Origin of the sequence: Nostoc sp., assembly GCF_036917935.1 — a bacterium.
Lineage (GTDB): Bacteria > Cyanobacteriota > Cyanobacteriia > Cyanobacteriales > Nostocaceae > Nostoc.
The window spans coordinates 421,196-447,248 of sequence record NZ_JBALEL010000037.1 but is presented as its reverse complement, the minus strand read 5'-3'; the positions used below and the strand labels follow the sequence as shown (position 1 = coordinate 447,248).

The following is a 26,053-nucleotide window of genomic DNA, read 5'->3' as shown; positions in this document are numbered from 1 at the left end:
AGTATATAGATGCTATCCGAGTGACTATTATTTGCTCTAACAAAATTGTTAAATTTTCCGGTACTCGTTTTCAAGAACGAATTAACATCGGGTCATAAATTTGACATTCCTGAACCGCATAATTGCTAAAAATTAAGCTAGCTTGCTCAAGCTCATTGTCTGTGCCACTGACGATGAGGATGTAATTACCTTGAGCAATTTGCTCGTTGTAAAACCGTGCCCACTCATCTGCTATTCCTAGCCTCATAGCGTCAAAACGCTCACTTAAATTAACCTGTGTTGACCCAATCAATTGAGAAAAGTCTTTGCAAATTAAAGAAATCTGGTTTGCTGGAAAACCTGCGGCATACATATCGTTAATTGCCGCTTCAATATTATCTATGTTATCAAAGTAACCAGTAGCATACTTGGTCAAAATCCCACTTTTATTAGAAATGGTAGTAGCAGAACTCGTTGTGGTCAGATAATTTATAGTTCTATGCTCACTGTTGAGATGTTCGTAAATGCCAAAGTCTTCAATACCCCAACGCTGTAGAATTGCTTCTACTTTAGCAATTTCAAAAGATGTACAATCCACGATTATGAAATAGTGTCCATGCTCTACTCGCTCGTTATATGCTTTAGCTTGCTCTTCCGATATTCCCCAACCAACTAATGCACCAGCAAAAGTCCCAGTAGCAGCACCAATACTTGCCCCGACAAGGGTTGTAACTAAAGCAGTTGCCGCTGCCCCAGCCAGCATTATTGGCCCAACTCCAGGGATTGCTAAAGTCCCAAGACCTACTAATAAACCAGTTAACCCACCAACAGCGCCCCCAGAAAGCCCTCCTACTGTTGCACCTTCGTCAGCTTTATCACCCGTGCGCTCTTTAATTTCATTATCGGCAATCTCATGATTGCGGTCTGCATTCTGGACAACTACAGATACTTTCTCCATCGCCAAGCCAGAATCTCTCAACTCATCTAGTGCCTGTTCTGCATCTCTACGATGAGTAAATACGCCCACAACACGTTGATATTGATTTACAACCATTATTACTCCTTGATAGCAGGGAAAATTAATTTACCACAAATTTAGTTTTTCATTACCTGTAATCTTAAATACAACTTTATTTAACTCAAAACTATCCTAAGTAATAAAATTCATTACAAACCCCGCCCTCAGTGTTAGCAGAGCGGGGTAGTTTATGAAAACCCGATTAACTACACTACGCCAAGATCCTCTGACAGCAATTATTCCTTTCATTTTTCTGACTGGCAGTAGTACTAAAGCAGATGTTCGCAAAGCTATGGAATTAGGAGCAGACGACTATCTTACCAAACCCTCGACACTAGACGAATTGCTCAGAGCGATCGCTATTCGCTTAGAAAAGCAAGCTACTCTCCAATACTGCTGCGCTATGAAATTCGAGAAAGCTCCAAAATCAGTATTTACAGATGATACTACAGCGATCGCTAAAGGTGTTGCCGTAGTCTCTGATAGAGAAGCCCCCGATAAAGATCCTTCTAAGTCAATCTTTCCTTGTATTTCCCAATTCATACAAACAGTTGCGTAAACTCATATATTAAATCCACCCTGCCCTTACGTAACATAGCTGGATCTAATCTTTCAGTAGTGTTGCAAGTCATCAAGACAACTAACCGTTGCTGCATTTGAATACCAGAGTCATCAATTACACTCTGATACAAAGTGCCATCCAGCAAACTCAGAATGTGTTCGGTTTTGTTATTGTATTGCGCTACCTCCGAAGCACGATTTTGCGCTAGATTATCAGCTTCGTTAATAACGATACAAATGCGCTCTATGTAAGTCGGTGGGACAAAATTAGCGATCGCATCATGATCTAAAATAAAAATTACATAACCTAAGGGTACAAGAATTTCTTTTGCTACTGCCTGTGTCCACACTGTTTTACCAGTACCTGGTTGCCCATGTACAACAACTGCTAACTGCTTTTGATTAAGAATCGCTTGCTGTACAGAATCAGTAAAGTTTTGGATATCTGGGGGAAATGTCCGAATGGTAAATTGACTATGAATTTTGCCTACACGACTTTGATATCCACTCAGCATCACTGCTAAGTCGTAAGTCGCTTTGTTAATTAGTGGCGCGAGATTTCTCGCCATTAAAACATATTGTCGTCGCCCGCGATCGTAGGGGTCAATTTGCAACCAAATGTCATACTTAGACCAGTAAGCATAAACAGTATTAATAACGTCCAAACGTTCCCAGCTAACAAATCTATCTATAGGAAAATAAAAATCTCTTTCTGAGTAATACTGGGTAATAATATCGGGATTACCCAACACACCTAAAACTCGCAGTACAGTAATTTCTTGCAGTCGATTAAGAACATAATCAATGGGAATGCTACTACGACTGACAAATTGGACAATGGGCGTTTCCGTACTCAAAACATCTTTGTAACGATGATCTGGTGATTGAGGATCTGGTGTGATGTAATTCCAAAACTTTTCAACTTCGTAACGAGTATTATCGGATACAACACTTAATAAATTAGCCCACCAAGCATAATTATTTCGTCCCAAAATATCAGCAACATTACTCGCTAAATTCAAACTTTTTTGAGTTAATTCGCGGGAGTCACTATACAAAAGTTGCCATAAAAACCCCCAGTCTAATTCTCGGTTAAATGGTCGCCAACCGCTAGCAAGTAAGCTTTGCCGGGTATTATTTGTAGGAGTGCCTTCATTGCTTCTAAAATAGTCAAAATCCATATTTATGAGTTATGCAGCGTTAATCAAGTTATTTTGGGTTAATTAGGAGGTTTTGAAAAAGTTTTCTCGCAATATCAACTAATTGCGTACAAATGGTAATTTTATTTCCACTGTGCTGGCTAGGAAGTCTTTTTAATCTAACTCATTACTTCTGTAACATATAATATTACAAGATGACTACCTGTGTCAAATTTTTTGACAAAGCAATTGGTAAGTGGGGGTTTACTTTTAGCTATTGATGTACATGTATGAATAGCACTAAGAAAAGCCCAAAGGCTTGTGTGGCCTCGTTCCCAGTCTTAAGACTGGGAATGTATTCCGAGAGGCTCTGCCTCTCGTCAAGAAACAGGAGGCTCCGCCTCCCTAACTGCTTCCCAGCCTAGAGGCTGGGAAGCAGTTAGGGCAAGGGCTGTATCTTAACTTAGTGCCATTCGTACATGTACTACTTATCAATCTATAGATGAGGACTAATAGACCTCTTGCAAAAGTCCCTAACACCCCACCCCCAAGCCCTCCCCGCTCTTCGGGAGGGGAGACAAAGCGTAGCTTTGGCGGGGTGGGATTCTTTCTTATTTTTTATTTATGCAAGAGGTCTAATATCATACTCGTGGAATTGCCCGGTAGAATTCCCTACATCCCAAAAATAAAATTTTTGCCCATTTGTTATAAATGCAAAAGGGCGAAAATTTTGCGGGGATCTCCCTCTTCCTCAGCGTCCTCAGCGCCTCTGCGGTTCGATTTTCATGCTGATTGTTAAAGTGCAGTAGCCTATCGTACAGAGGCTCAACTGCGGCAATATTAACCTTGCAACTGATATCAACAAGTAAAAACTCCATACATGCTTGGACACTAAAGATCGCCATCTATGGTATAGAAATGTATAGAATCTTGTAAAGATATAAAATATAGTTGTTAAATGCACACATTTCTCGCTTCTTCCTCAATGCAGCTGTCTGTACCACCAAATCACTTTCAGCCTATGAAGATTGTCGCACTGGGGGACAGCTTAATTTATGGATTCGGCGACCCGGAAAAAGGAGGCTGGATTGAGCAACTACGGCGATGGTGGATGTTGCCGGATAGTGCCGGTCATATTCTTTATAATTTAGGGGTAAGAGGCGATCGCACGCAACAAGTAGCCCAAAGGCTAGAAGTTGAATTTCGCCACCGGGGTGAACTGCGAAATCGTGTTCCTGATTTGATTATTTTATCCGTAGGGGTGAATGACTCAGCCCGGTTGGGGCGTCCCGATGGTCGAAGTTACACAGATTTTACATTGTTTGAAAAGGAAATTGCGTCTCTACTAGATTTAGCACAACAACTTTGTCCTGTGTTATTTGTGGGCATGGTGCCAGTGGATGAAGCCAAGATGCCATTTTTAGATTGTTTTTACTATAATCATGCCGACCAATACCGCTACAAAGAAGCAACTCGAATTGCTTGCACCAAACGGCAGATTCCCTATTTGGATATTTTTGAGCAATGGATGAAACGCGGTGAAAGTTGGCGGCTCAAACGCTTGAGTGAAGATGGACTCCATCCCAATACGCTAGGTTATCAAGCTTTGTTAGAGGATGTAATCAATTGGGATGCCATACCTTCTCTACGAGACGCTACGCAAACACTGGACTTTGCCAACGCAGCTTACCATTCTCAATTTAATTATCACCTGAAACCATCCTAATAATATAGATGTGTTGGTGCTTTGGGGCTAGCCGATATTCTCGTATCTGCCATCCTCGTAAAAAGCACCGCAATCTTTCGGAATTTTTAATGAACGCGAGTCCAAATCTATTTATCAAAACTCTAATTTCTCTATATTATTCATAACTCCTAACTCCTAACTCAGCACTCTTATGACACCAACTTTATTTGGTCGCTGGCAAACTCGATTATTATTACTGGCAACTGTCGGCGTACTCGGATCTTTGCCATTTGCAATAGGTTGGATTGGCCCTGGTGCTAACTCCGTTTATTTTTGGATACTTGGTTATGTTGCCATCTTTGGTTTAGGTTGGGATGTACTTTATGACTATCTGCAAAAATCCCGTTGGGATAGAGATTGGCCCGCAGTTTATCAACTCTTAGCTGGTATATGGGAATTGGTATTTGTTTTCTCTGGAGTCAAACTGTTTGGCTTTTTACCAATACCTTTACCGAAGGAAGAATTGTCGCCAGTAACTTTTTTATTGCACTATAGTGTTGTGTGGCTAGCAGTTTTTATTACTTCCCAAAGCCTGATGCGAATTATCTTCCCCCGTTGGCGTTTCCGGGGCGGGGAGTGGTTGTAAAATCTCAAGTTATTGAAACTAATTTAATCAAAAAATATAGCAATTTTCAGGTAATTAAACCGTCGGGTAGTGACGCACAGATGTGTCTCCCTACAGTCGATTGTGGTTTAAATAGATGAAAAAGGTTATAAATCGCAAATTAACAAATCATAAAAAATCATATATGGCGGTTTTAGTTTAGATGCAATATGTTGTATTGACGTACAGTTGTGTGCGTTCCTAAGAACAATATGGCAGTTGCTACAACTTTGGAAACCAAAGCAACGCATTGCCTGTTGTATCTCATCAAATAAAAAACAGCCATTTTATCTTCCCAAAATTGGCACTTGTGCTGATGTAGTAGTCATATATGAGAAAAACAGGACAAGCTTTGGAGTTTGGGGAGATTCTTCAATGCAGAGACGCAAATTAAGGAAGTGCAATGTCTAATTTTGATCTGGTTATTCAGCTATTTCTGCAACTCACAGTTATTTTAATCACATGTCGCATTGTCACGATTTTAGGACGCCGCTATCTTGGTCAAACCGATGTTGTTTGCGAAATGATCGCAGGTGTAATGCTAGGGCCATCACTTTTAGGATTGATTGCACCAGATTTTCAGCAATGGTTGTTTCCTAAGCTTCCCATCATCACTGCTGTCGGACTCAAGATACCCAATCCATCGATGTCGATTTTATATGCTATCAGCCAAATTGGGTTGGTAATTTATATGTTTTTGATTGGTTTAGAGTTCAATACCAAACTCTTAAAACATCATATCAAAAGTGCAAGTTTGCTATCTGCGACCGGTATTATCACTCCTTTTATTTTAGGAGCGATCGCGTCTTTTTGGTTTTATTACAATGGCGATTTCTTTCAACCAAAAGTCATGCCTTGGTCAGCCGCTTTGTATCTAGGTGCGTCGATGACAATTACGGCTTTCCCAATGTTAGCTCGTATTCTTTACGAACGCGGTCTTGCACAAACTCGCTTCGGTACTTTGGCTTTAGGTGCAGCATCAGTAGATGATGCAGTTGCTTGGTGTTTGCTGGCGATTGTGCTTGCTAGCGTCAAAAATTCTCTGAGCATTGCCATATTAGCAATTGGTGGTGGCATTTGCTATGTGCTATTTGCGATTTTTCTCGGTCAACCTCTACTGAGAGCGTTCACACGCATGACAAAACGCGATGCAGGTGTGAACAGACAAACCCTGACTTTGATGTTGATAATTTTGATGTTTTGTGCATGGTTTACCGATGTCACAGGTATCTATGCAATATTCGGTGCTTTTGTGCTGGGAGCAGTAACACCACGGGGAGAATTCGCCCAACAAATTCGCCAATATACGGAGTTTTTAACTACTTCTTTTTTGTTACCATTATTTTTTGTTTTCTCTGGACTGAACACACAAATTGGATTGGTAAACACACCTACTTTGTGGGGAGTTACGTTATTAATTATTGCGATCGCAATTCTTGGTAAAGGTGTTGCTTGTATGTTAGCTGCAAAATTAGCCGGGGAAAATTGGCGTGAATCTGCAACTATCGGCGCTCTGATGAATGCTCGTGGTTTGATGGAGTTAATCATCCTCAATATTGGTCTGGAACAAGATATAATTACCCCGACTTTATTCACTATAATGGTTATCATGGCAGTCATTACTACCCTTATGGCATCACCACTGATTGCCTTTTTATTGCACGGTACAAGCTATGAGAAATCTTCTACTTAAGCAAATATAAATAGAAAATTAAGTACCTAGTAATGGGGTAGAATCTCTACGAATAAAAAGATCCTCGACTTCTTCAAGAAGTCGGGGATCTGAGCCTATCGGCAAAGAGCAAATAAAATAGGATTGCTATATTATATAACTGCCAACTTTTTTGCTAAGGATTAAGCTACTAAAGTCATCAGAATTCATGTTTCAGGACTGTAACTGCATCGTAACAATAATTCATATAACAATGAAGCACAAATTACTCTTGGTTGTATCTAACAAGCTTGACATTTCCCAGTCTTTTAAAGAATTATCTTAGGGAAACCAGATAGTTAATTTTGAGGAAGCCATGCACATAGTTGTTCTCGTTCTGGTTGAGGTGCTGATTGTTATTGGACTTTCACGGCTCGTAGGGCTAGCATTCCGTTCCATTAAGCAACCGTTGGTAATTGGTGAGATTGTCGCCGGAATTATGCTCGGCCCATCTTTATTTGGTTTAGTTGCTCCCCATCTAGCAGTTACCTTGTTTCCACCAGAAACTTTTCCTTTTCTCAATGTTTTGTCTCAGGTGGGACTAATATTTTTCATGTTTCTGATTGGGCTAGAACTAAATCCCAAATACCTCGGCGGGCAATTAGAAGTAGCAGTTTTAACTTCTCACCTAAGCATTTTAGTGCCGTTTTCTCTAGGAACATTGCTAGCGGTGGTACTTTATCCCCTAGTTTCCAATGCGAGTGTATCATTCACTGCCTTTGCTTTGTTTTTGGGGGCGGCGATGTCAATTACTGCCTTCCCAGTGTTGGCGCGAATCATTACTGAAAACAATTTACAAGGAACACGTTTAGGAACGTTGGCGTTAACTTGTGCAGCTGTCGATGATGTCACAGCTTGGTGTCTGTTGGCAGTAGCGATCGCAGTTGCTCGAACTGGTGACTTTGCTGGTGCTATACCCACAATTATCGCCAGCATAAGTTACATCGGCTTGATGTTGACAGCAGGTCGTTGGTTCCTGCAACGCCTTGCCAAACACTACCTGCGTGCGGGACGACTCAGCCAATTACTGCTAGCTGGGATTTATATGGGCGTGGTTGCGTCGGCACTAATCACCGAACTAATTGGTATTCACTTAATTTTTGGAGCATTTTTGCTGGGAGCAGCGATGCCCAAAAATGAAGATTTAGTGCGGGAATTGGCAGTAAAAACGGAAGATTTTGTGCTGATTTTCTTGCTCCCAATATTTTTTGCCTACAGTGGTTTAAAAACGCAGATTGGCTTGCTCAACCGTCCCGAATTGTGGCTTTTGTGTGCGTTGGTTTTAGGAGTAGCGATCGCAGGCAAATATGTTGGCACTTATGTAGCAGCTCGTGTGAGCGGCATTAGCAAACGGGAAGCCTCAGCACTCGGTTGGTTAATGAATACTCGCGGCTTAACCGAACTGATAGTGCTAAACATTGGTCTAGAATTAGGGGTAATTTCCCCCTTAATATTTACCATGCTGGTAATTATGGCATTGGTAACTACATTCATGACCTCGCCACTGCTGGAATGGACATATCCGAAGCGGCTGATCAGGTTAGATGTGGTGGAACCGGAGTCGGAAGCAGAAACAGCTACAAGTGCTACTGATGCCGAAACTTATATTCGTCCCTACCGAATTTTGGTGCCAGTGGCGAATCCGAGTACCCAAAAAGGCTTGGTACAGTTGGCAGCAAGCATCGCTCTCAACTCCCGACATCCCGCCATTGTTAACCCTCTGAGCCTGATTGAATTTGAAGAAGATTATGCCTTTGAAAGTACGCCAGTTGAAGCAGACCGATTAATTGCCCAGCGTCGGCAGCAGCTAGAAGCATTGATTAATACTCTCGAACCCGTAGAAATACGCTCTCATGTGCATCCCATCGTTCGCATATCTAGCAATGTTACACGGGAAACCGCACAGATTGCCGCACTCAAACAAGTTGATTTAATTCTTGTGGGATGGCATCGCCCAGCTTTTAGTAGCAACCGCTTAGGTGGAAGAGTTGGTCAAATGCTCACGACTGCGCCAGTGGATGTTGCTGTGTTTGTGGACAAGGGAGGCGAGCAATTAGAAAGCTTGTTAGTGCCTTATTCGGCAAATATTCATGATGATCTGGCACTAATACTAGCTCTGAGACTGCTAATTAACCGTGAGACTTGTATGTTACAGGTTTTGCAAGTTGTACCTGAAAATCACCTCAAGGATGAATTGAGTTACGAGTTACATACGATGATGGAGCAATTACCGAGTAGTGTACGCGATCGCATCGAAATTAAAATTGTCCAAGCTCCAGAGGCAATCCAAGCTGTAGTCGAAGCCTCAAAAAATGTAGACCTGACAATTGCAGGCACCAGCCGCACTTGGGGTATCGAACGTCAAACCTTGGGAAGATATACAGATCAACTAGCCATTCAATGTTCTTCTTCCCTGCTGATTACCCGCCGCTACAGTCAAGTCACCGCTCATTTGGCTTCCATGCTTCCAGATGTTAGTAGTCAAAAGCCAACATTGAGGAGTTGAGAACATGAATCATTTCAACTTCAAATCTTTAGCTTTTTACGGAGTAGCAATAATTTCAGTGCTACTGTTGTTTAAAACTGTCAGTGCTTATGGGGAAAAAAATCTCAAGGCTCCTCCGGCTGTTAATGGCCGCTATCGTCTAACCCTAGCGGAGAATTTGCCTAACTGTGAAAAATCGGATACCCTGACGTTAAACATTGAGCAGTCAGGTATTTACTTAAATGCCTCTTTATTACCGGCAAACGCTAACGCCGACACTGACGAAAAGCACTCTCTGGCAGGCATCTTCAGAAATCAACAATTAAATTTATCTGGGAAAGTTGGTAGATCAATCCTTTGTAATATTCCTCGCCCCCAAAATGATCCTCTGAACTCAGTGATAATTCAAATGCAACTTGTGGATAAAGCTAATACGACAGGTCAATTAACCGTAAATGGTATTCCACAAACTCTGAAATTTACTGCTGTGCCGCAAAAAGCTAATTGAATTGAGGAGTGGGGAGTAGGGATTGGAAGCGCGAAGTAAACAGCAATGTGAGCGCATTGTATGGGTTTTATGGAGCAAATAAAAAGAATGGATCAGGGACTAAAGACTAAACAATTTTACCGATTTGATCAGAAGCTATTTAGTATCAGTATATTAGGCTTTTATGCCGCGATCGCCCTCGAAACTTGCACTACTGCTGCTACACCAGGGGCAAAGCTAGATAATTGGCGTTTTTCCCCCAAGACACAGCAACTCGAAATCACCCTCTCAGTAGGCACAACCCCCCATTATTTCTACTTGGCACAACCCTCTCGTCTGGTTGTAGATTTACCGAATACTAAGTTGGGCAAAGTTAGCACGCAACAAAATTATTCTGGAGCAATCAAAAGCATTCGCGTTTCTCAACTAAACGCAAACGACACACGTATTGTCTTAGATTTAGCACCAGGGACTGTTTTTAATCCCAAACAGGTACAACTGCAACCCGTTTCCCAAAAAAACTCCACTCGCTGGGTATTACGTTCGGTTATTTCTGGTAAAACTACTGCCGTAAAACCAGTAAATTCCCCACCTTCAGCCAAAAAACAACCTCATACACCCCAAAAGCCGCCTAGTAACGTACCTGTAACCACTACTAATCCACAATCGCCCTCACTCACAGTCCCGCCTTCATCCAATGAACTGCCCTCAACAATTACTATTAACTCAGGACAGCCTTTTGTGACTGTACCTCCTTTAAATGCAAATACATCCTCTCAACAACCGGCTTTGACTCTTCCCCCTCCTTCTTTCCCAAATCAACCCGGTAACTTGAATAGCATTCCTCCTTTGGGGATGTCGGAATTTCCAGTTCCAACAATCCCCAATGCTCCCGATCCTCAGATCATTGAGTTTGGTCAACCTTTACCCAAAACCAAATAGGGCATGGGGCATTGGGGATTGGGTATGGAAAATCGAATCAATGCCTCATCCGCTATGCGCCATATCCTCATAATGTTGTGCCTCTAGTAGGAATGGCACTAAGAAAAGCTATAAGCTTTGCCCTAACTGGTTAAGAGCCTCCAGGCTCTTAACCCATTCTCCGAGGCTCCGCCTCCAGTCGCTTGACCAGAGGCAGAGCCTCTTGGAATACATTCCCAGTCTTCAGACTGGGAACGAGGTGACACAAGCCTTTCGCCTTTTCTTAGTGCCATTCCCTCTAGTAGTTTGCTAAGACAACTATGCGGGGTTAAATAACGAACCGCAGAGGCACAGACAACACAGAGAGAAGGAGAGAAAGATTCTAAAATTTGGTTACTCAGCAAAGTTATTGTGGTGGACTACTAGTTACAGCATTTTGCATCTAAATGAAGTACATCCTTACCCCCCTTAATCCCCCCTTGTAAAGAGGGGAAATTCTCAATCTAGTTCCCTCCCCTTGGAAAGGGGAGGGTTAGGGAGGGGTATTTTTGTACTTCATTTAGATGTAATCTGCTGTATATAGCGGTTATCGTTTGGATGCAATACACTGTTACCTCACTTCCATTCCTCTCTCCTAAAAGGAGCTACGGTGTACACACAAGTTTCTTGACCTGCAATGGCATTGCATCGACTGACAATGGCATTGCATCGACTGACAATGGCATTGCATCGACTGACAATGGCATTGCATCGACTGACAATGGCATTGCATCGACTAACAATGGCATTGCATCGACTAACAATGGCATTGCATCGGCTGACAATGCCATTGCACACCCTACGTTACCTAACAACTCTTAAAGACTTGTGTATACACGGTAGCCTAAAAGGAGAGAGGCTTTAAATCTTACTCCCCTTCCCTTGTAGGGAAGGGGCTGGGGGTTAGGTCTGTATTGGACTCACGCTATATGTCAATACGGTTCAGTTAGCCATAAAAACCTTAACCTGCGTAGGTTGGGTTTCACTTCGTTCAACCCAACATCAATCGTTAATTGTTGGGTTTCGTTCCTCAACCCAACCTACGATTATCCTTAACTGAACCGTATTGCGCTATATGTAGCTTGATGAAAGCAAAATCATATTACTTTCCTCCAACTAACTCCTTCACCTTGTTGATGATGCTCACTGGATCGATACCTTGATATGGGTACTGTTCCCACAAACCACCGCAACCTTCTTTATGAGTTCCAAGATGAGCATATTTGGGAGTCAACCCCCGCTCTAGTAGCCAAGAACCGAAACGGCTGCCTAAGCCAGTGCGACGGTTGAAGGCTTCTACTACAAGCACAAAAGGAGCGTTACCAATTTTGGTAATCATTTCTTCATCAATGACGTTCAAAGTTGCTTTGTTAATCAAACCAACGTCTAGCCCTTCTTGCTGAAGACGCTCTACAGCATCAACGGCACGGTAGAGAGCATCACCAAAACTGACGATGTAGCCTTGCGTTCCCTCTCGTACAACCTCATCTTTACCGGGAACAAATTTGTAGCCACTTCCAAACAAGTCATTGCCGTTGCTGTCCTTAATATTGGGCACTTTGGAACGGGTGGAGAAAATAAACCGTAGTCCAGGCTGAAAGAACACAGCTTCTACACAAGCTGTCATTTGATTAACATCTGCCGGGAAGTACAACTGTGTTTCGTAGCCATCATCCAAGCCATTGTCGGCAAACATATTGTTTAAACCGAAGTGGCAGGTGTTATCTGCCATGTCATCTATACCTGCATGGGAAAAGTGGCATAGAACATTGGAATAGTTCAGCCGTGCCATCGTGATTTCTGAGATACACATTTCTAAGAAGGCGCTGAAAGTCGCAAAAATACCTTGCTTGCCCTTCTCCATCCCGAATCCAGCCGCAGCAGAGAAGTTGCTCCGTTCCATGATGCCGGAGGAAATAAATATTTCCGGGTATGTATCATGAATTTTCTTCAAACCGCAGGAGCCTTCTAAGTCGCTATCAATAACCTTGATTTTTTCTTTACGCTCCGCCTCACTCATGCGACCCAGGACAGCTACCACGGCTTCACCAAAGACATTGCGGTTAGCGCCCCATTTGTCACTGGAACCCAGAAATGTATATGTTTGCTTGGGTTTCTCAATACTTTTAAGGTATTCGATCGCGGCAGTTTGTCCACGAGATTCTAGATACTTAATTGCTAAATCTACAGAAATTACATCATGGCCATGAGTGGAACCTTCTAAACCTTCAATACCAGGGCACATCGGGCGTTTGTTGATGACGGCGATCGCTCCGGGAGTATTCACAGCTTCGCTCATGCGACGGTATAAATCGTCTAAGTCTTCCCCGTCTCCTTGAAGTACTTTCAAACCGTGGCCTTCTAAGGTTTTGGCGACACTAAAACCAGGTAAATATTTAGAAGGATGTCCAGCGATCGTTACATCATTGTCATCAATGATCAGCTTGACGTTGAGATGTTGAGCAACAGCCAAACGAGCCGCTTCAGCATCGTTGCCTTCTTGCTGAGAGCCATCAGAACCGAGACAGAAAACAACCTTGCCTGGATTTGCGATCGCCACACCATTAATGTAAGGCCAAACATGCCCCAGCCGTCCAGAACTAAATTTCACACCAGGAGTTAGTCCTAGTTCGGGGTGTCCTGGCAAATGGGAATGTGCTTGGCGATAACGTAAAAGTTGCTCGGCAGGTAAGTCACCATGCAACGTTGCCATCAGATATTGGGTGGCGACTCGATGTCCTGCTTCATCAAAGAAAATCGGCACAAATTGCTCCAATGCTCCTCGGAAAAAGGCATCGAGGATCATCACTTCTGGCACTGTATCATAAGGCCCACCAGTATGACCGCCCACTCCGCTAGCAGCGCCAGTCGCTGTAAAAAAGACGATCGCATCTCGGCAAAGTTGAATATTCGCTTTTAGAGTTTCTCGCTGTTGGGCGGTGAGGCTGGAATTTGCTGGATTGAGCGCTAAAGGTTTGTAAGCACCGAGATCAATCGGAAATTGGGTATTAATAATAGTCATGGCTTATTGATTGAATAAAAAACAATTTGAACAGACGGAAGGCGCGATCGCACTACAAAAAAAAATTGTTAAAACCCAGATTGGGCAACAATATCCCAGCATTTCCCAAGCTCAAGCCAACTACTCGGAACCATTGTGGAACCATATAGTTTCATCAAATGCCAAAATCAATACATTCAACTATGCATGAATGTGCTTGAATTCGATTGAAGTTACGGATTACCGTACAAAAACTTGCATATCAATAAGTATAAACTCACAAACGTGCAATTTCAAGCCCAAAAACGCATTTTCAGGAAAATTAATTATGCTAACTGCTGAACGACGACAATTCATCTTAGAAATTCTGCGTCGTGATAAAAAGGTACTTTCGACAGAACTTAGTGCTGTTCTCAAGGTTTCTGAGGATACGATTCGCCGGGACTTGCGAGAACTGGCAGAAACTGGACTATTGCAACGCGTTCATGGGGGAGCGCTCCTCAAATCTCCAGCCACCGCCAGTTATGCCGATCGCCAAAAGCAAGCACCAAAAGAAAAGGAAGCGATCGCTCGGACAGCAGCAAAATTAGTTTGTACAGGACAGGTGGTGATTTTAGATGGAGGTACGACAACTCTCCAAGTAACGCGTCATTTGCCCCTAGATTTGCACGCAACAGTGATCACAAATAGTCCACCAATCGCCGTTGCTTTAGCAGAACATCCCCATATAGAGGTTGTGATGTTAGGTGGACAACTCTACAAAAAAGCCTTGGTGAACGTGGGTATTGTCACGATTGAGACATTACGGATGATTCGTGCAGATTTGTGCATGTTGGGGGTTTGCAGCTTACATCCAGAAGTTGGGATTAGTGTACCTAACCTAGACGAAGCCCATGTCAAACGAGCCATGATTGCTGGATCGGCTGAGGTAGTAGGATTAGTGACAGCAGAAAAATTAGACACGGCTGCTCCTTATCTAGTGGAGTCTATTCATGCCCTGACTTACCTAGTAACAGCACCTACAGTATCTAATAATATGCTGAGTGCCTACAAAGCTTTAGGTTTGACCATTATACGTGATGAGTACGAATGATCTGATTTTGAAGATGCGATCGCCGGGGAATAGGGTACAGGTTAGAGGGTACAAATTATTCCCTGTTACCTCTTCCCTAACCCCAATGCCCAAATCTAAAATCTGTCCGTTTCTTGAGGTGTTCCAACTGCTCCCGGTTGAGCCGTGAAGAAGTTTTGAGCAGCTTCATTCTGATATATGCACCTAATATCAGGTTTGTCACTGTCCAAGTTACCTGTGAATCCAAAGGTGTTCAGGCGATTTTTGCACTCATTTACCTGATCGGATGTCACCAACTTACGTTGCTCTAAAAGTGCCCAGTTATTTTGTCGGATCACACATCCAGGGCGCATACTGGGCTGGGCAACATAGACATTGAAGGGGTTGAGAGTGACGAACAGTCTAGCGTCCATCACCATCGCGCTGGCTCCGTACTGCACACAAATTTCCGGGTTTGGTGCTTTGGTGTCAATGAATTCACGGGAAGCCACATTTGATGGCGCTAACGTGGTTGTAGAACTAAAAGCAATGCCAATTCCAATACCCAAAATCAACACCCCTCCCATAATTGCGATGGTGAAGAGGTTAAACATCGGGGATTGGAAAATAGAGGGTTTAGAAGTAGTTGCCGATTTACCAGTGGGTTTACGTCTCATTGTTGCTTAATCACCTTCACGCCGATTTGGGAGGGAGTAGTCTTAAGTTTTCTCCCTCTTTCAGTATGCCTAGTCTTGACTGTAATTGTCTGCGACTTTTTGGGCAGTATTCTTTTTAAATGATAAAAATAGGAACTTATCTAGATATCTGGACATAATTCCAACCTTGTCGGTTATTGTTTCCATCTTGAAGAATTGGTGAGTATTTTTATTTATTTGCCGATTCAGGAATTGTTATTACCTTTGTGCTAGTTCACATAGAAATCACAGAGGAACTGTTTTTAATTTATATATTTTATTAAACAATTATAGCATATTTTTGATATCTATCAGATAGTCTTGATTCCATTTGCACAAATTATGCAGTCAGAATGCTTAAAATATCCAGCTTTTTATTTGTAATTTTGCGGAAAGTCTGAGCGGATAAAAGCTGTGATTAGAACTTTCCCAGACAAATTTTTATTCGTATGAGATATTTTTGTTACCCCTAGTAATTGATCTGTTAGACAATGTAACTTAAAATTTAAGTAAGTTTTAATAACTAATTAGAAGCAAGTGACATCTCAAAGAGCTTTATTTTCAAGCAAGAAGTTCAAAACTTCGCAACTTCAAATCTTTCTAGCTGATAGTCTGACTATTTTTTGGGGCGATTGGTTAGATTTACGTGTCAGAATCCTACCAGTTGCGGCATCAGGCTTAATATCTCCACTGATATATATTTTAGCTTTCGGCTTCGGTTTGGGTAGTTCGATCAAACCTGGCTCAGGGATTAGTGGTAACTATAATAACTATTTAGAATTCATCTTACCGGGAATGGTGGCGCTATCGTCGATGACGGTTAGCTTTGCTGGAACGACATTTTCGATTTGTGGAGACAGACTATTTACCAAAACCTTCGAGGAATTGTTGTTAACTCCTATACATCCCTTAGCGTTATATATCGGAAAAATGCTGGCGGGAGTAGTGCGAGGGTTGATGACATCGGCTTCCGTGATTTTGGTAGCGCTGCTGTTGACTGGAAACTGGAATTTTCTCAACCCACTATTTTTACTGTTGGTGGTGCTGAATTGTGCGGTATTTGCTGGATTAGGGGTGATTGTCGGGTTGAGTGTGCGATCGCTCGAATCAGTCGGACTTTACAATAATTTTATCATTATCCCCATGTCATTCTTAGGAGCAACCTTCTTTGACCCTGGGACATTACCAGGGGCTCTCAAAGTTGTAGTTTACCTGTTGCCACTAACCTACGCCAGCATTGGATTGCGTGCAGTTGCCCATTTACCCTTGTCTCAGTTTCCTTGGTACAGTATACCGATTTTGCTGGTGGTTGCGATCGCTCTTTCTCTATGGGGTGGTTATAAATTTGCTCATCAACAAGATTAAAGCCTTGATTACAATCTGTGCTTTAACTGTTGAATTTTCTCTAAAACTTTTTCCCGATGCTGCGTCAGCTTGATCCATCGCGGTAGACGACTGGCAAGACTGCCATTGTGCCAGCCTAATGAGTCATCTGGCAAGCGTTCTCGCAACCTTGATTGAACATAACTTTCCAGGAAGTTCAAATGTGCTTCATTATATGCCCATAGAACCTGACCGCAACAAGAGATTTGTATCCACAGGGGCAAGCCAAAAAAATGGTCTAATATTCCATAGCTGGAATTTCTTTTATTCCTGTAATTGTTTTGCCACAATAGCAGTGCAGATTTTGCTTTGGCAGCATTTGACTGTTGTTTTGTATAGCTACAGTGCTGACAGGTAATTCTTTTGATGGAACTGAGACTTGATTGCTCACAGTTTACCAAAAAAATGGGTAAAAGCCCCGTCCTAGAAGGACGGCTTTAATTGATTCTGTATATATTTTTTTAGTACTTCTAGGGGTGCGCCGCCAACTGTTGAGGCAAAGTAAGAAGGACTCCACAAAGCCTCTTTTCCTAATGGCTTTTTAAATCCTTCCTGTCCGTATCGACGGCTTGAAACACCTTTGAGCGCATTAACAATTTCAGAAATAGATAGCTTGGGAGGGTATTCAATTAATATATGTACGTGGTCTGCTTCTCCATTAAACTCCTGCACCAAGAAGTTCATCTTTTGGGCCACTTCTCGGAACGATTTTTCAATCAAGGCAAGACTTCCGGCAGTGAGGACAGGCTTTCGGTATTTAGTCACGCAGACCAAGTGAATCTTTAAGTCTGTAATGCTGTGCCTTTAACGCCTAAGATGAGTTGAAATTCTATACAGACCAAGATATATTCAGCGGACAGACCAACTATAACATAAGTCGTGAAAGCAAGATATCAATACCGATTCTACCCCACTAACCAACAACGGACGAGCCTAGCTCAGTTGTTTGGTTGTGTCCGGGTGGTTTGGAATGATGCTCTTGCTTTGTGTAAACAATCGGAAAAACTTCCTAGTAATGGAGAGTTGCAAAAATTAGTATTAACCCAAGCAAAAAAGACTGAAAGCCGAGAATGGCTTAGTGATGTAGCTAGCATTGCTTTGCAACAATCAGTAGCAGATTTGGGAACTGCCTACAAAAATTACTTCGACTCTCTAAAAGGTAAAAGAAAAGGCAAGAAACTAGGTAGCCCCAGATTCAAAAAGAAAATAAATCTTCAGTCAGCGAGATTAACTCGTGGTGGATTTTCTATCAACAAGGAAACCATTTACTTAGCCAAGATTGGAGACGTTAATCCGATTTGGTCGAGGGAGTTGCCATCCGAGCCTAGTTCGGTAACAGTAATTAAAGACTGCGCTAATCGCTATTTTCTGAGCTTTGTAGTAGAAGTTCAACCCATTCAGATCGATAGCGAAGCGTTAGCGAGTCTTGTCTGCGACACGCTACGCGAACGAGCGTCTGCTAAAAACCAAAGCATTGGTATTGATCTTGGTATTAAAACTTTTGCCTTTATGAGTAATGGAGAAAAAGCTGAAAGCCCTGCCTATTCAAAACCCGACCGCAAGATTAGAAAACTTCAGAAAAAGCTAGCACGGCAACAAAAAGAATCAAAACGTCGAAATAAGACGCGGTTGAGAATAGCAAAAACGCACAATCAGATTGCAGATACCCGTAAAGACTTTTTGCACAAATTATCTACTAAAGTCGTTAGTGAAAACCAAACTATCGTTTTAGAAGATTTAAACGTGTCGGGCTTGGTCAAAAACCGCAAACTCTCTAGGGTAATTAGCCTTCAGGGGTGGCGAGAATTTAGAACTCAATGCGCGGCTAAATCCCAAAAGTACCAACGTGAGTTTGTCATTATAAATAGGTGGGAGCCAACTAGCCAAGTTTGCTCTGAATGCGGATACAAATGGGGAAAATTGGATTTAAAAGTTCGTTCGGTTCAGTGCTTAAATTGTTGGACTGAACACGACCGAGATGAGAACGCCGCGAAAAATATAAATAAAGTCGGGATGGGGAATCGCCACGACTCTAAATGCACGTCGAGACGGAGTAATGCCACAAGGAGTGGATTCTGTCTGTGAAGCGTGAAGAATCACCGTGGCTTTAGCCACAGTGAGTATTTCAAAGTCAATATCTTGGCAATGCGTAGGCGCAGCCCGCCTTCGGCATCGCATTGGGGACAACGGACTAAAATTTCTTGCTCAAAATCAGCAAGCCGTTTGCCATAGTCTCTAAATCTTATAACCATTTTATCTCAAACCTGATATGTAGCGTCCCCTTAAGACAGCAATGAACCACAGTTCATTAGGAGTCAGGATAATTACTTATAATTCATATATTGGCTAATTTGTCAACACATAAGTTATAATTTAGATTTTTTATAAAGATTGCGTGAAATTACTAGTTATCGTGATAAAGGATTACAAGAATTGCTTTATAAATCAACCTATGAGTAGATATCAACTCAGTGAGCAAGCACACATTAACCACTATTTATCTAGCAGGTAGATAGCAGTTTAAAAGTGAGTTTTTGCTGTTTGATTTAAACCATGCGGTGTAGCATTCTGTTAATCAATATCCAAAGGACACAAATATGACTAGAATTGCCACAAAAATAGCCTTGTCTGTTCTCGGAGCAGCAGGAATTAGTTTTTTGTCTTGGACACCAGCAAGAGCCGTCATCTTTGTAGAACCGATTGTGACGACTAAAAATCAAGATGTATTCAATGCAAAAAAACCAAGAACCCTTACAGACTATCTACCAGGGCAAGTAATAGAATATGGTGTTCCAGATGTAGCTAATAACTTTCTAAATGCTACCGGATACGATATAAATAGCTTGGTCTTTGATTTAAAAACGCTGTCCTATAGTAATCCGAATTCTACTCCACCATTTGATAATGAAACAGTGGAGTGGGGAGATGTTAATGGAGATGGGAAGATTGGTAACTCTGATAACCCCGATCTAAAGGATATTTTTACAGACATTACCATTGCAGGTAGTACTATCACCTTTAGTGGTGGCGTCATCCCAAACGGAACTCTGTTTTACAATCCATTCGCTACCCTGCCTAATCTCGCGCCAGGTGCTGGAATCATTCCAGCAATTCCAGCAGAGCAAGAGGATAAAGATGGGCCGATCAGGGTGGCTGCTTATTATACTGCCGTTCCTGAATCAACTAACGTTTTGGGTGTACTGGTCTTTGGCGCTTTAGGCGTAGCTTTAAAACTAAAGCGATCGCTCTGTTAAGGGTATTGGGGACTGGGGACTAGTAAAACATAACTGACAATCACCAATGCCCAATCCCCAATCCCCTCATTCTGTAATTAACTCACGATACACTGTCATAGTTTCCTGATGGACGCGGGCAACACTCAGCCTCTCTAGGTTTTTCTTTGCCCGCTGTTTCCACTCGTGCAGCATCTCGGTATTACTCAGTAATTGCACTAAAACCCCAGCTAAAGCATTACTATCTTTTACTGGCACCAAAAGACCTGCTTGCCCATTGTCCAAAGCTTCAGGAATCCCGTCTACTTGAGTGCCGACGATCGCAGTTCCAGTTTCCCTAGCTTCCGAAAGCACCAGAGGGCAAGGGTCACGGTGGGAAGCCAGCACAAATATGTCACAAGATATCAGATAGCGTTGAGGTTCTGGTTGGAAGCCTTCAAAATGAATGCGTTCTTTTACAGAAGTTGCTTGTGCCTGTGCCTCAAATAGCTGTTTATCAGGGCCATTTCCGATCAAATAAAGATGGGCTTGAGGAAAATCTGAGGCAATTTGTTCAAAGGCAGCGATTAACTCAGCAATTCCCTTGCGTTGATACATTCCGGCTACAGTGGCGATCGCTGGATGCTGTAATGGTAAAGGTTGATAATCTTGTATCTGTCGGGTGCGGGGACTGCCCAAAGTGCCGTTACATACTACCCGCAACTTGTTTTCTGGGATACCGCGCCTAATCATAGAATCTCGCACAGCTTTACTGACAGCAATTACCCTGTCAGCTAAACCCATGAGCAGGCTGGCACGCTGAAATTCGTTGTGGACTGTAGAAACTAAAGCATATTTGTGTCCTTTAAAAATACGTGCTAGTATTATCCCCGTCATCATGTGGGCATGAACAATATCCGGCTGAAACTCAGCTGCGATCGCTCGGTAACGCATAGCTGCTTTAATCGTATTTATCGGTTTCCTACTTTGGTCTAGTTGGTAATGTTTGACACCACAAATATCTAGTAAAGTCTCGTATTCACCACCAGCAGAAATAACCGCTACCTCGTGACCAGTTTTTGCCTGTAAACAAGCCAGATCCACAGCCACATTCACAATACCGTTACCTATTTCTTGAACGTGGTTCAAAATATGTATGATTCGCATAATTTTTGAGATGTGTATAAAAAATAAAGATAAGTAACTGGGTATAAATCAACATAATTATTGAAGTCTTCAGTGACAACTCAAAAGTAGTCAGTAGTGCGTAAAATTGACCACTCGCTACTAACTAAGAGCGCTTCTAACCAGTTACTTAGCTTAAAGACTTATTCAGTAACGGCTCAATAAATCGGGGTAAAACTCCAAAATTCTGAAGACTGAATCTGCTATTTTAAGTCGCTACAGCCTTATTTTCTATTTCTCAATACCCTGGTATCGAACTTTAGTACAGCACAGCAGATATATAAATACCATTTAAGATAGCAGCCAAAACAGAGAATAAAAGTGTTTTGATTTTTGAGTTCCAAGTACTCCAGGTTGAAGCAAGGCAGGTATCGCATCCTTGTTTCAATCCCGCGTTTCTCTCAAGAGTAACTCAGCAGTTCATTTATCGACACTCCTAAAATACTGCTTTACAAAATGACAAAGCTTCAGTCTGTTTGAGTTCAACTCATAACCTTAGTTTAAGGTAACAAAATGGCAACGTTACATACTCCACACTTCCAATTAAATTCCGTAATTCCCACCTCATATACGCATAACCTAGTCTTCATCGACACGGCAGTTGAAGAGTATCAGAGTTTAATTAACGGTGTTATCCCCAACACCGAAGTATTTGTTATTGACCCGACACAGAACGGTGTTGAGCAAATTACGGAGATTTTGGCAACTCGCACTGACCAGAATCTTAGCAGCATTCATATTGTTTGCCACGGTGCCCCCGGTAGCTTGCAACTGGGCAACACTCACTTGGGACTCGATACCCTCGAATACCATAGCCAGCAACTGCAACAATGGCAGAAGATATTTTCCACCTCGTCCAAAACCGCTAAACCATTAGTTACATCTGCTACAAAATCTCTAGCCAACTTACTCATCTATGCTTGCAACGTAGCTGACGGTGATGTGGGGTCAGAATTTGTTGCTAAATTACATCAACTTACAGGAGCGAATATTGCTGCTTCGCGTCAGCTGATAGGCAGTACGGCATTAGGAGGTAACTGGGAACTGGAAGTACGCACCACTGATATGGAAGTGAGTTTAGCGTTTGCAGAAACGACGCGGAAAGCTTACGTGGGAGTACTGACAACATTTACTGTGAATAATACCAAAGACGCAGATGATGGTGATGCGAACAACGGTATCACGACACTCCGCGAGGCAATTAACTTAGCTAATGCGACTGCTGGGGATGATGCGATCGCCTTTGGGGGAGTGTTCAGCGATACCACACCAGATATTATCACTCTCACCTCTGGGCAACTGAAGATTACCGATGATCTGACTATCTTGGGCACTGGGGCATCTTTGCTTACCGTGAGCGGAAATAATGCCTCTAGGGTGTTTGAGATATCGGGATTAGGGAGAGATGTCAGTATTGATGGTTTAAAAATTGCTAATGGTAATGATAGCGGTATTTTGGTTAATAACAATACCCTCCTTAGCCTAAGCAATAGTAATGTATCTGATAATACGTCAACCTCCAGCGGCGGCGGGATCGATAACAAAGGCACCCTTAAGCTTACCAATACTAATGTCTCTGGCAATACGGCAACCTCTAACGGCGGCGGTATCAATAGCACAGGCATCCTCAGCCTAACTAAAAGCAGCGTCTCTGACAATACGGCAGCCTCTAGCGGCGGCGGTATCAATAACACAGGCATCCTCACCCTAACTGAAAGCAGCGTCTCTGGCAATACGGCAACCTCTATCGGTGGCGGCATTTATAGCGAAGAAAACTTAAAGCTTAACAATAGCACTGTCTCTAATAATACTGCGAACAGCGGCGCCGGCATTTACAACGGAGAAGCTGCTTTTAGCTTCGGTACAGCTACTCTGACTAATAGCACTGTCTCTGGCAATAAGGCATTAGAAAATGGAGGTGGGATTTATAACCTTAACACCTTTAGCCTGATCAACAGCACTATTACCAATAACACCGCTGACTCGAACGGCGATGGTGTTGGTAACGGTGGTGGCGTTTTCAATAGTGAGCCTACTACTTATACTGGCGGACTCGTTGTTGTGGGCAACACCATTATTGCAGGCAACTTCGACAAATCTAACTCCGGGGATATCAACCCCGACGTATCCGGGAGCAGTTTCAGTGATTCGGGCAATAACCTGATTGGTAATCAAACTGGTAGCACTGATTTTACCACCAGCACCCTAGTGGGCAGCAACGCCGGCCCCATTGATCCAAAACTCGGGCCGCTGCAAAATAACGGTGGTGCAACCTTAACTTATGCCTTACTTGCAGGTAGTCCTGCCATTGACGCAGGCAATAATTCCCTAGTTGCGACTAGTGTCACCACTGACCAAAGAGGTGCTGGATTTAACCGAATTTTTCACAATAAAGTTGATATTGGTACTTATGAAGTCCAGTCTCCCATCGTCCCACTACCTGTTAACACTGACACAGTGGTGACTAATACCAACGATTCTGGGGCAGGGTCGTTGCGACAGGCGCTCTTGAATGCCAATGCAACTGCTGGGGCGGATACGATTACCTTTGCAGGCAGCGTCTTCACTGATGCCACACCAGATATCATCACCCTGACCTCTGGCAAACTGACGATTACTGATGATGTAACCATTGTGGGGACTGGAGCATCTCATCTGACTATCAGCGGTAATAATGCTTCCAGTGTATTCGAGATCGCGGGCACTGGGACAGATGTCAGCATGGATGGCTTGAAGATTGCCAATGCTAATGATCTCATATATGGCAGTATTTTACTCGATAGCAATGCCAGCCTCAACTTGACTAATAGCAATGTCTCAAACAATCAAGGAGCAGTAGGAGGCATCTTTAACAGAGGCAACCTCAGCCTGACCAACACCACTGTCTCTGACAATCAGGGGTCATCATTAGGTGGTGGTATATTTAACACAGGTTCTCTCATCCTGACTAATAGTACTGTCTCTGGTAATAGTGCATACATCTACAGATCGTTCAATGCCTACGGCGGCGGCATATTTAACACAGGTACCCTCAAGATAACGGGAAGCACTATCTCTAATAATACAGCCTACGCCGAGGGTGTGGCGTACCGTTTTCCTAACTTCTACCCGTCCTATGGTGGTGGCATTTATAACTCCGGCACCATCGATATATCAGGAAGCACTATCTCTGGTAATGGGTCAGGAGACGGCGGTGGTGTTTTTAACGATGGTACTTTTAGCCTGACTAACAGCACTGTTTATGATAATAATGTAAGCAATCGGGATATAGGCAATAGCATTATTAACGACAGCGGTACTAGGGGCGGTGCCATCGATAACAACAGTGGCACTCTCACCCTCACCAACGATACTATTACCAATAACTACGGAACTGGTAACTACAACTTTAATACTGTGAATGGGGGCGTTTTCAATGAATCTGATGGCACTGTTATCGTTGGAAACACTATCATTGCAGGCAACTTAAGTTATGGTGAAAATTATGGTGTTTCCGGCGACGTTAAAGGAAACTTCACCGACCTCGGCAATAACCTAATTGGCGCTCGCACTGATAGCACTGGCTTTACTACCAGTACCCTCGTTGGCACCAGTGCCAATCCTATCGACCCCAAACTCAGCCCCCTGCAAAATAACGGCGGTGCAACCTTTAGTAATGCCTTAATTGGCGATAGTCCCGCCATTAACGCAGGGAATAATGCTCTGATTTCGATAAGTATAACCACCGACCAACGCGGTGCTGGATTTGACAGAATATCTGAGGGTACAGTTGATATCGGTGCCTTAGAGTTCAACGGGCAGAATGGAACCAATGGCGCTGATCATCTCGTGGGCAACAATTATGGTGATATAATTAACGCTCAAGCCGGGAATGATACCATCACAGGTAATCAAGGTAACGACATCTTAACTGGTGGCGGTGGCAAAGATAAATTTGTTTACAATTTAGGTGACGGTGTTGATACCATCACCGATTTTGCTGGACTAGGTAAAGGCTCAAATCCCTCGGCAGCGATCGCTAGCGAATTAGATACCCTAAAATTCCAAGGTGCTGGATTAACTGCCCGAAATCTGCAACTCACCCAGAATGGTAATAATCTGGAACTCACCTTTGAAGGGGTGGCTGATGACAAAGTTATCCTGCAAAACTTTCCCCTGGAAAACCTAGACAACCTATCAACGCTGGGCAATATCCTGTTTGATGGGCAAAGCAGCATTCGTGACAGCTTTGATGTCTTTAATGCCAACTCTACCCAAAGCACCATCTTCAACAAAAATACAGTCACCTTTCTTAATGACCTGAACAATAATGTCAATGGCTTTGACAACTCAGATGATGTCATTAATGGTCAGGGGGGTAATGACCGCATCGACGGCAAGAGTGGCAACGATCTACTACGCGGTGGTGCAGGTAACGATACCCTCATTGGCGGTGCTGGCAATGATACCCTCATTGGTGACGCAGATCAGGATAGCCTCATTGGAGGTGCTGGTAATGACATTCTCTTGACTGGTGGTTATTATGATACCCTGACTGGCGGTAGCGGTAACGATCGGTTCGTCTGCCAAGCCTCTAGCGGTAATAATACGATTACTGATTTTAATCAGAGTCAGGATAAGTTAATTCTTACTGACGTGCTTAAGAGTCGGGGCTACACTGGCATCAATACCATAGGTGATGGCTACCTACGGTTTGTGCAATCTGGTACTTCCACACAAGTCAATTACACTGATGGTTCTTACCAAGATTACAGCTTGGCAATTTTGAATAATTTTACCGCGACAAATCTGGTAGTTGGTACTAATGTCATCGTCTAGCGCTCAAATTTAACATA

General features: G+C 42.9%; 21 protein-coding genes and 1 pseudogene. 14 read left to right on the top strand and 8 right to left on the bottom strand.

Annotation, left to right across the window (positions count from 1 at the left end; genetic code table 11):
* Nucleotides 1-70: 70 nt before the first annotated feature.
* The gene (locus V7K62_RS17085) at nucleotides 71-1,033 is read right to left on the bottom strand and encodes a general stress protein (protein WP_334865918.1); all 963 of its coding nucleotides are present in this window, start codon (nucleotides 1,031-1,033) and stop codon (nucleotides 71-73) included.
* A 166-nt stretch (nucleotides 1,034-1,199) separates the two neighbouring features.
* Here V7K62_RS17085 and V7K62_RS17080 point away from each other — a divergent pair.
* A pseudogene (locus tag V7K62_RS17080) lies at nucleotides 1,200-1,386 on the top strand (response regulator); the annotation flags it as partial.
* Between the two features lie 150 nt (nucleotides 1,387-1,536).
* Here the strand turns inward: V7K62_RS17080 and V7K62_RS17075 are convergent.
* Nucleotides 1,537-2,739 (bottom strand): AAA family ATPase, encoded by a 1,203-nt coding sequence (locus V7K62_RS17075; protein WP_334865916.1) that lies wholly within the window; start codon nucleotides 2,737-2,739, stop codon nucleotides 1,537-1,539.
* A 916-nt stretch (nucleotides 2,740-3,655) separates the two neighbouring features.
* Between V7K62_RS17075 and V7K62_RS17070 the strand changes: the two genes are divergently transcribed.
* The 7 genes from V7K62_RS17070 (at nucleotide 3,656) to V7K62_RS17040 (ending at nucleotide 11,556) form a co-directional block, all read left to right on the top strand.
* The gene (locus V7K62_RS17070; protein WP_334865914.1) at nucleotides 3,656-4,423 is read left to right on the top strand and encodes a GDSL-type esterase/lipase family protein; all 768 of its coding nucleotides are present in this window, start codon (nucleotides 3,656-3,658) and stop codon (nucleotides 4,421-4,423) included.
* Nucleotides 4,424-4,595: 172 nt separating this feature from the next.
* Nucleotides 4,596-5,030, top strand: a complete 435-nt coding sequence (locus V7K62_RS17065) for a hypothetical protein (protein ID WP_334865912.1) — start codon at nucleotides 4,596-4,598, stop codon at nucleotides 5,028-5,030.
* A 421-nt stretch (nucleotides 5,031-5,451) separates the two neighbouring features.
* Nucleotides 5,452-6,741 (top strand): cation:proton antiporter, encoded by a 1,290-nt coding sequence (locus tag V7K62_RS17060; RefSeq protein WP_334865910.1) that lies wholly within the window; start codon nucleotides 5,452-5,454, stop codon nucleotides 6,739-6,741.
* Between the two features lie 334 nt (nucleotides 6,742-7,075).
* The gene (locus tag V7K62_RS17055) at nucleotides 7,076-9,265 is read left to right on the top strand and encodes a cation:proton antiporter (protein WP_334865908.1); all 2,190 of its coding nucleotides are present in this window, start codon (nucleotides 7,076-7,078) and stop codon (nucleotides 9,263-9,265) included.
* Nucleotides 9,266-9,269: 4 nt separating this feature from the next.
* Nucleotides 9,270-9,752 (top strand): hypothetical protein, encoded by a 483-nt coding sequence (locus tag V7K62_RS17050; RefSeq protein WP_334865906.1) that lies wholly within the window; start codon nucleotides 9,270-9,272, stop codon nucleotides 9,750-9,752.
* 87 nt (nucleotides 9,753-9,839) lie between these two features.
* Nucleotides 9,840-10,673, top strand: a complete 834-nt coding sequence (locus V7K62_RS17045) for an AMIN domain-containing protein (RefSeq protein ID WP_334865904.1) — start codon at nucleotides 9,840-9,842, stop codon at nucleotides 10,671-10,673.
* Between the two features lie 655 nt (nucleotides 10,674-11,328).
* Complete coding sequence (locus tag V7K62_RS17040; protein ID WP_334865902.1) at nucleotides 11,329-11,556, top strand: hypothetical protein; 228 nt, start codon at nucleotides 11,329-11,331, stop codon at nucleotides 11,554-11,556.
* 237 nt (nucleotides 11,557-11,793) lie between these two features.
* Here the strand turns inward: V7K62_RS17040 and V7K62_RS17035 are convergent, their stop codons facing one another.
* Complete coding sequence (locus V7K62_RS17035; protein WP_334865900.1) at nucleotides 11,794-13,713, bottom strand: transketolase C-terminal domain-containing protein; 1,920 nt, start codon at nucleotides 13,711-13,713, stop codon at nucleotides 11,794-11,796.
* Between the two features lie 10 nt (nucleotides 13,714-13,723).
* Here V7K62_RS17035 and V7K62_RS17030 point away from each other — a divergent pair, with 10 nt between their 5' ends.
* Complete coding sequence (locus tag V7K62_RS17030; protein WP_334865898.1) at nucleotides 13,724-13,903, top strand: hypothetical protein; 180 nt, start codon at nucleotides 13,724-13,726, stop codon at nucleotides 13,901-13,903.
* A 117-nt stretch (nucleotides 13,904-14,020) separates the two neighbouring features.
* A complete protein-coding gene (locus V7K62_RS17025; protein ID WP_334865896.1) occupies nucleotides 14,021-14,785 on the top strand; it encodes a DeoR/GlpR family DNA-binding transcription regulator in 765 nt (254 codons plus the stop codon).
* 95 nt (nucleotides 14,786-14,880) lie between these two features.
* Here V7K62_RS17025 and V7K62_RS17020 read toward each other — a convergent pair whose 3' ends face one another.
* A complete protein-coding gene (locus V7K62_RS17020; protein ID WP_334865894.1) occupies nucleotides 14,881-15,420 on the bottom strand; it encodes a DUF3172 domain-containing protein in 540 nt (179 codons plus the stop codon).
* Nucleotides 15,421-15,975: 555 nt separating this feature from the next.
* Between V7K62_RS17020 and V7K62_RS17015 the strand changes: the two genes are divergently transcribed.
* Nucleotides 15,976-16,803 (top strand): ABC transporter permease, encoded by an 828-nt coding sequence (locus V7K62_RS17015; RefSeq protein ID WP_334865892.1) that lies wholly within the window; start codon nucleotides 15,976-15,978, stop codon nucleotides 16,801-16,803.
* A gap of 8 nt (nucleotides 16,804-16,811) precedes the next feature.
* Here the strand turns inward: V7K62_RS17015 and V7K62_RS17010 are convergent, their stop codons facing one another.
* The gene (locus V7K62_RS17010; RefSeq protein ID WP_334865890.1) at nucleotides 16,812-17,222 is read right to left on the bottom strand and encodes a hypothetical protein; all 411 of its coding nucleotides are present in this window, start codon (nucleotides 17,220-17,222) and stop codon (nucleotides 16,812-16,814) included.
* A gap of 22 nt (nucleotides 17,223-17,244) precedes the next feature.
* Nucleotides 17,245-17,616 (bottom strand): IS200/IS605 family transposase, encoded by a 372-nt coding sequence (tnpA, locus tag V7K62_RS17005; RefSeq protein ID WP_334866043.1) that lies wholly within the window; start codon nucleotides 17,614-17,616, stop codon nucleotides 17,245-17,247.
* A gap of 84 nt (nucleotides 17,617-17,700) precedes the next feature.
* Here tnpA and V7K62_RS17000 point away from each other — a divergent pair, with 84 nt between their 5' ends.
* Nucleotides 17,701-18,906 carry an RNA-guided endonuclease InsQ/TnpB family protein gene (locus tag V7K62_RS17000; protein ID WP_334865888.1) on the top strand — a complete coding sequence of 402 codons (1,206 nt, stop codon included), beginning with the start codon at nucleotides 17,701-17,703 and terminating at the stop codon, nucleotides 18,904-18,906.
* Nucleotides 18,907-18,917: 11 nt separating this feature from the next.
* On the opposite strand, the gene V7K62_RS16995 is transcribed toward V7K62_RS17000, so the two are convergent.
* Nucleotides 18,918-19,073, bottom strand: a complete 156-nt coding sequence (locus V7K62_RS16995) for a hypothetical protein (RefSeq protein ID WP_334865885.1) — start codon at nucleotides 19,071-19,073, stop codon at nucleotides 18,918-18,920.
* Nucleotides 19,074-19,418: 345 nt separating this feature from the next.
* On the opposite strand from V7K62_RS16995, the gene V7K62_RS16990 reads away from it, so the two are divergent.
* Nucleotides 19,419-20,075, top strand: coding sequence for a hypothetical protein (locus V7K62_RS16990; RefSeq protein WP_334865883.1), 657 nt, complete (start codon nucleotides 19,419-19,421; stop codon nucleotides 20,073-20,075).
* A 66-nt stretch (nucleotides 20,076-20,141) separates the two neighbouring features.
* Here the strand turns inward: V7K62_RS16990 and V7K62_RS16985 are convergent, their stop codons facing one another.
* The gene (locus V7K62_RS16985) at nucleotides 20,142-21,200 is read right to left on the bottom strand and encodes a glycosyltransferase family 4 protein (RefSeq protein ID WP_334865881.1); all 1,059 of its coding nucleotides are present in this window, start codon (nucleotides 21,198-21,200) and stop codon (nucleotides 20,142-20,144) included.
* Between the two features lie 531 nt (nucleotides 21,201-21,731).
* Here V7K62_RS16985 and V7K62_RS16980 point away from each other — a divergent pair.
* Nucleotides 21,732-26,036, top strand: coding sequence for a DUF4347 domain-containing protein (locus V7K62_RS16980; RefSeq protein WP_334865879.1), 4,305 nt, complete (start codon nucleotides 21,732-21,734; stop codon nucleotides 26,034-26,036).
* The last annotated feature ends 17 nt before the right edge of the window (nucleotides 26,037-26,053 follow it).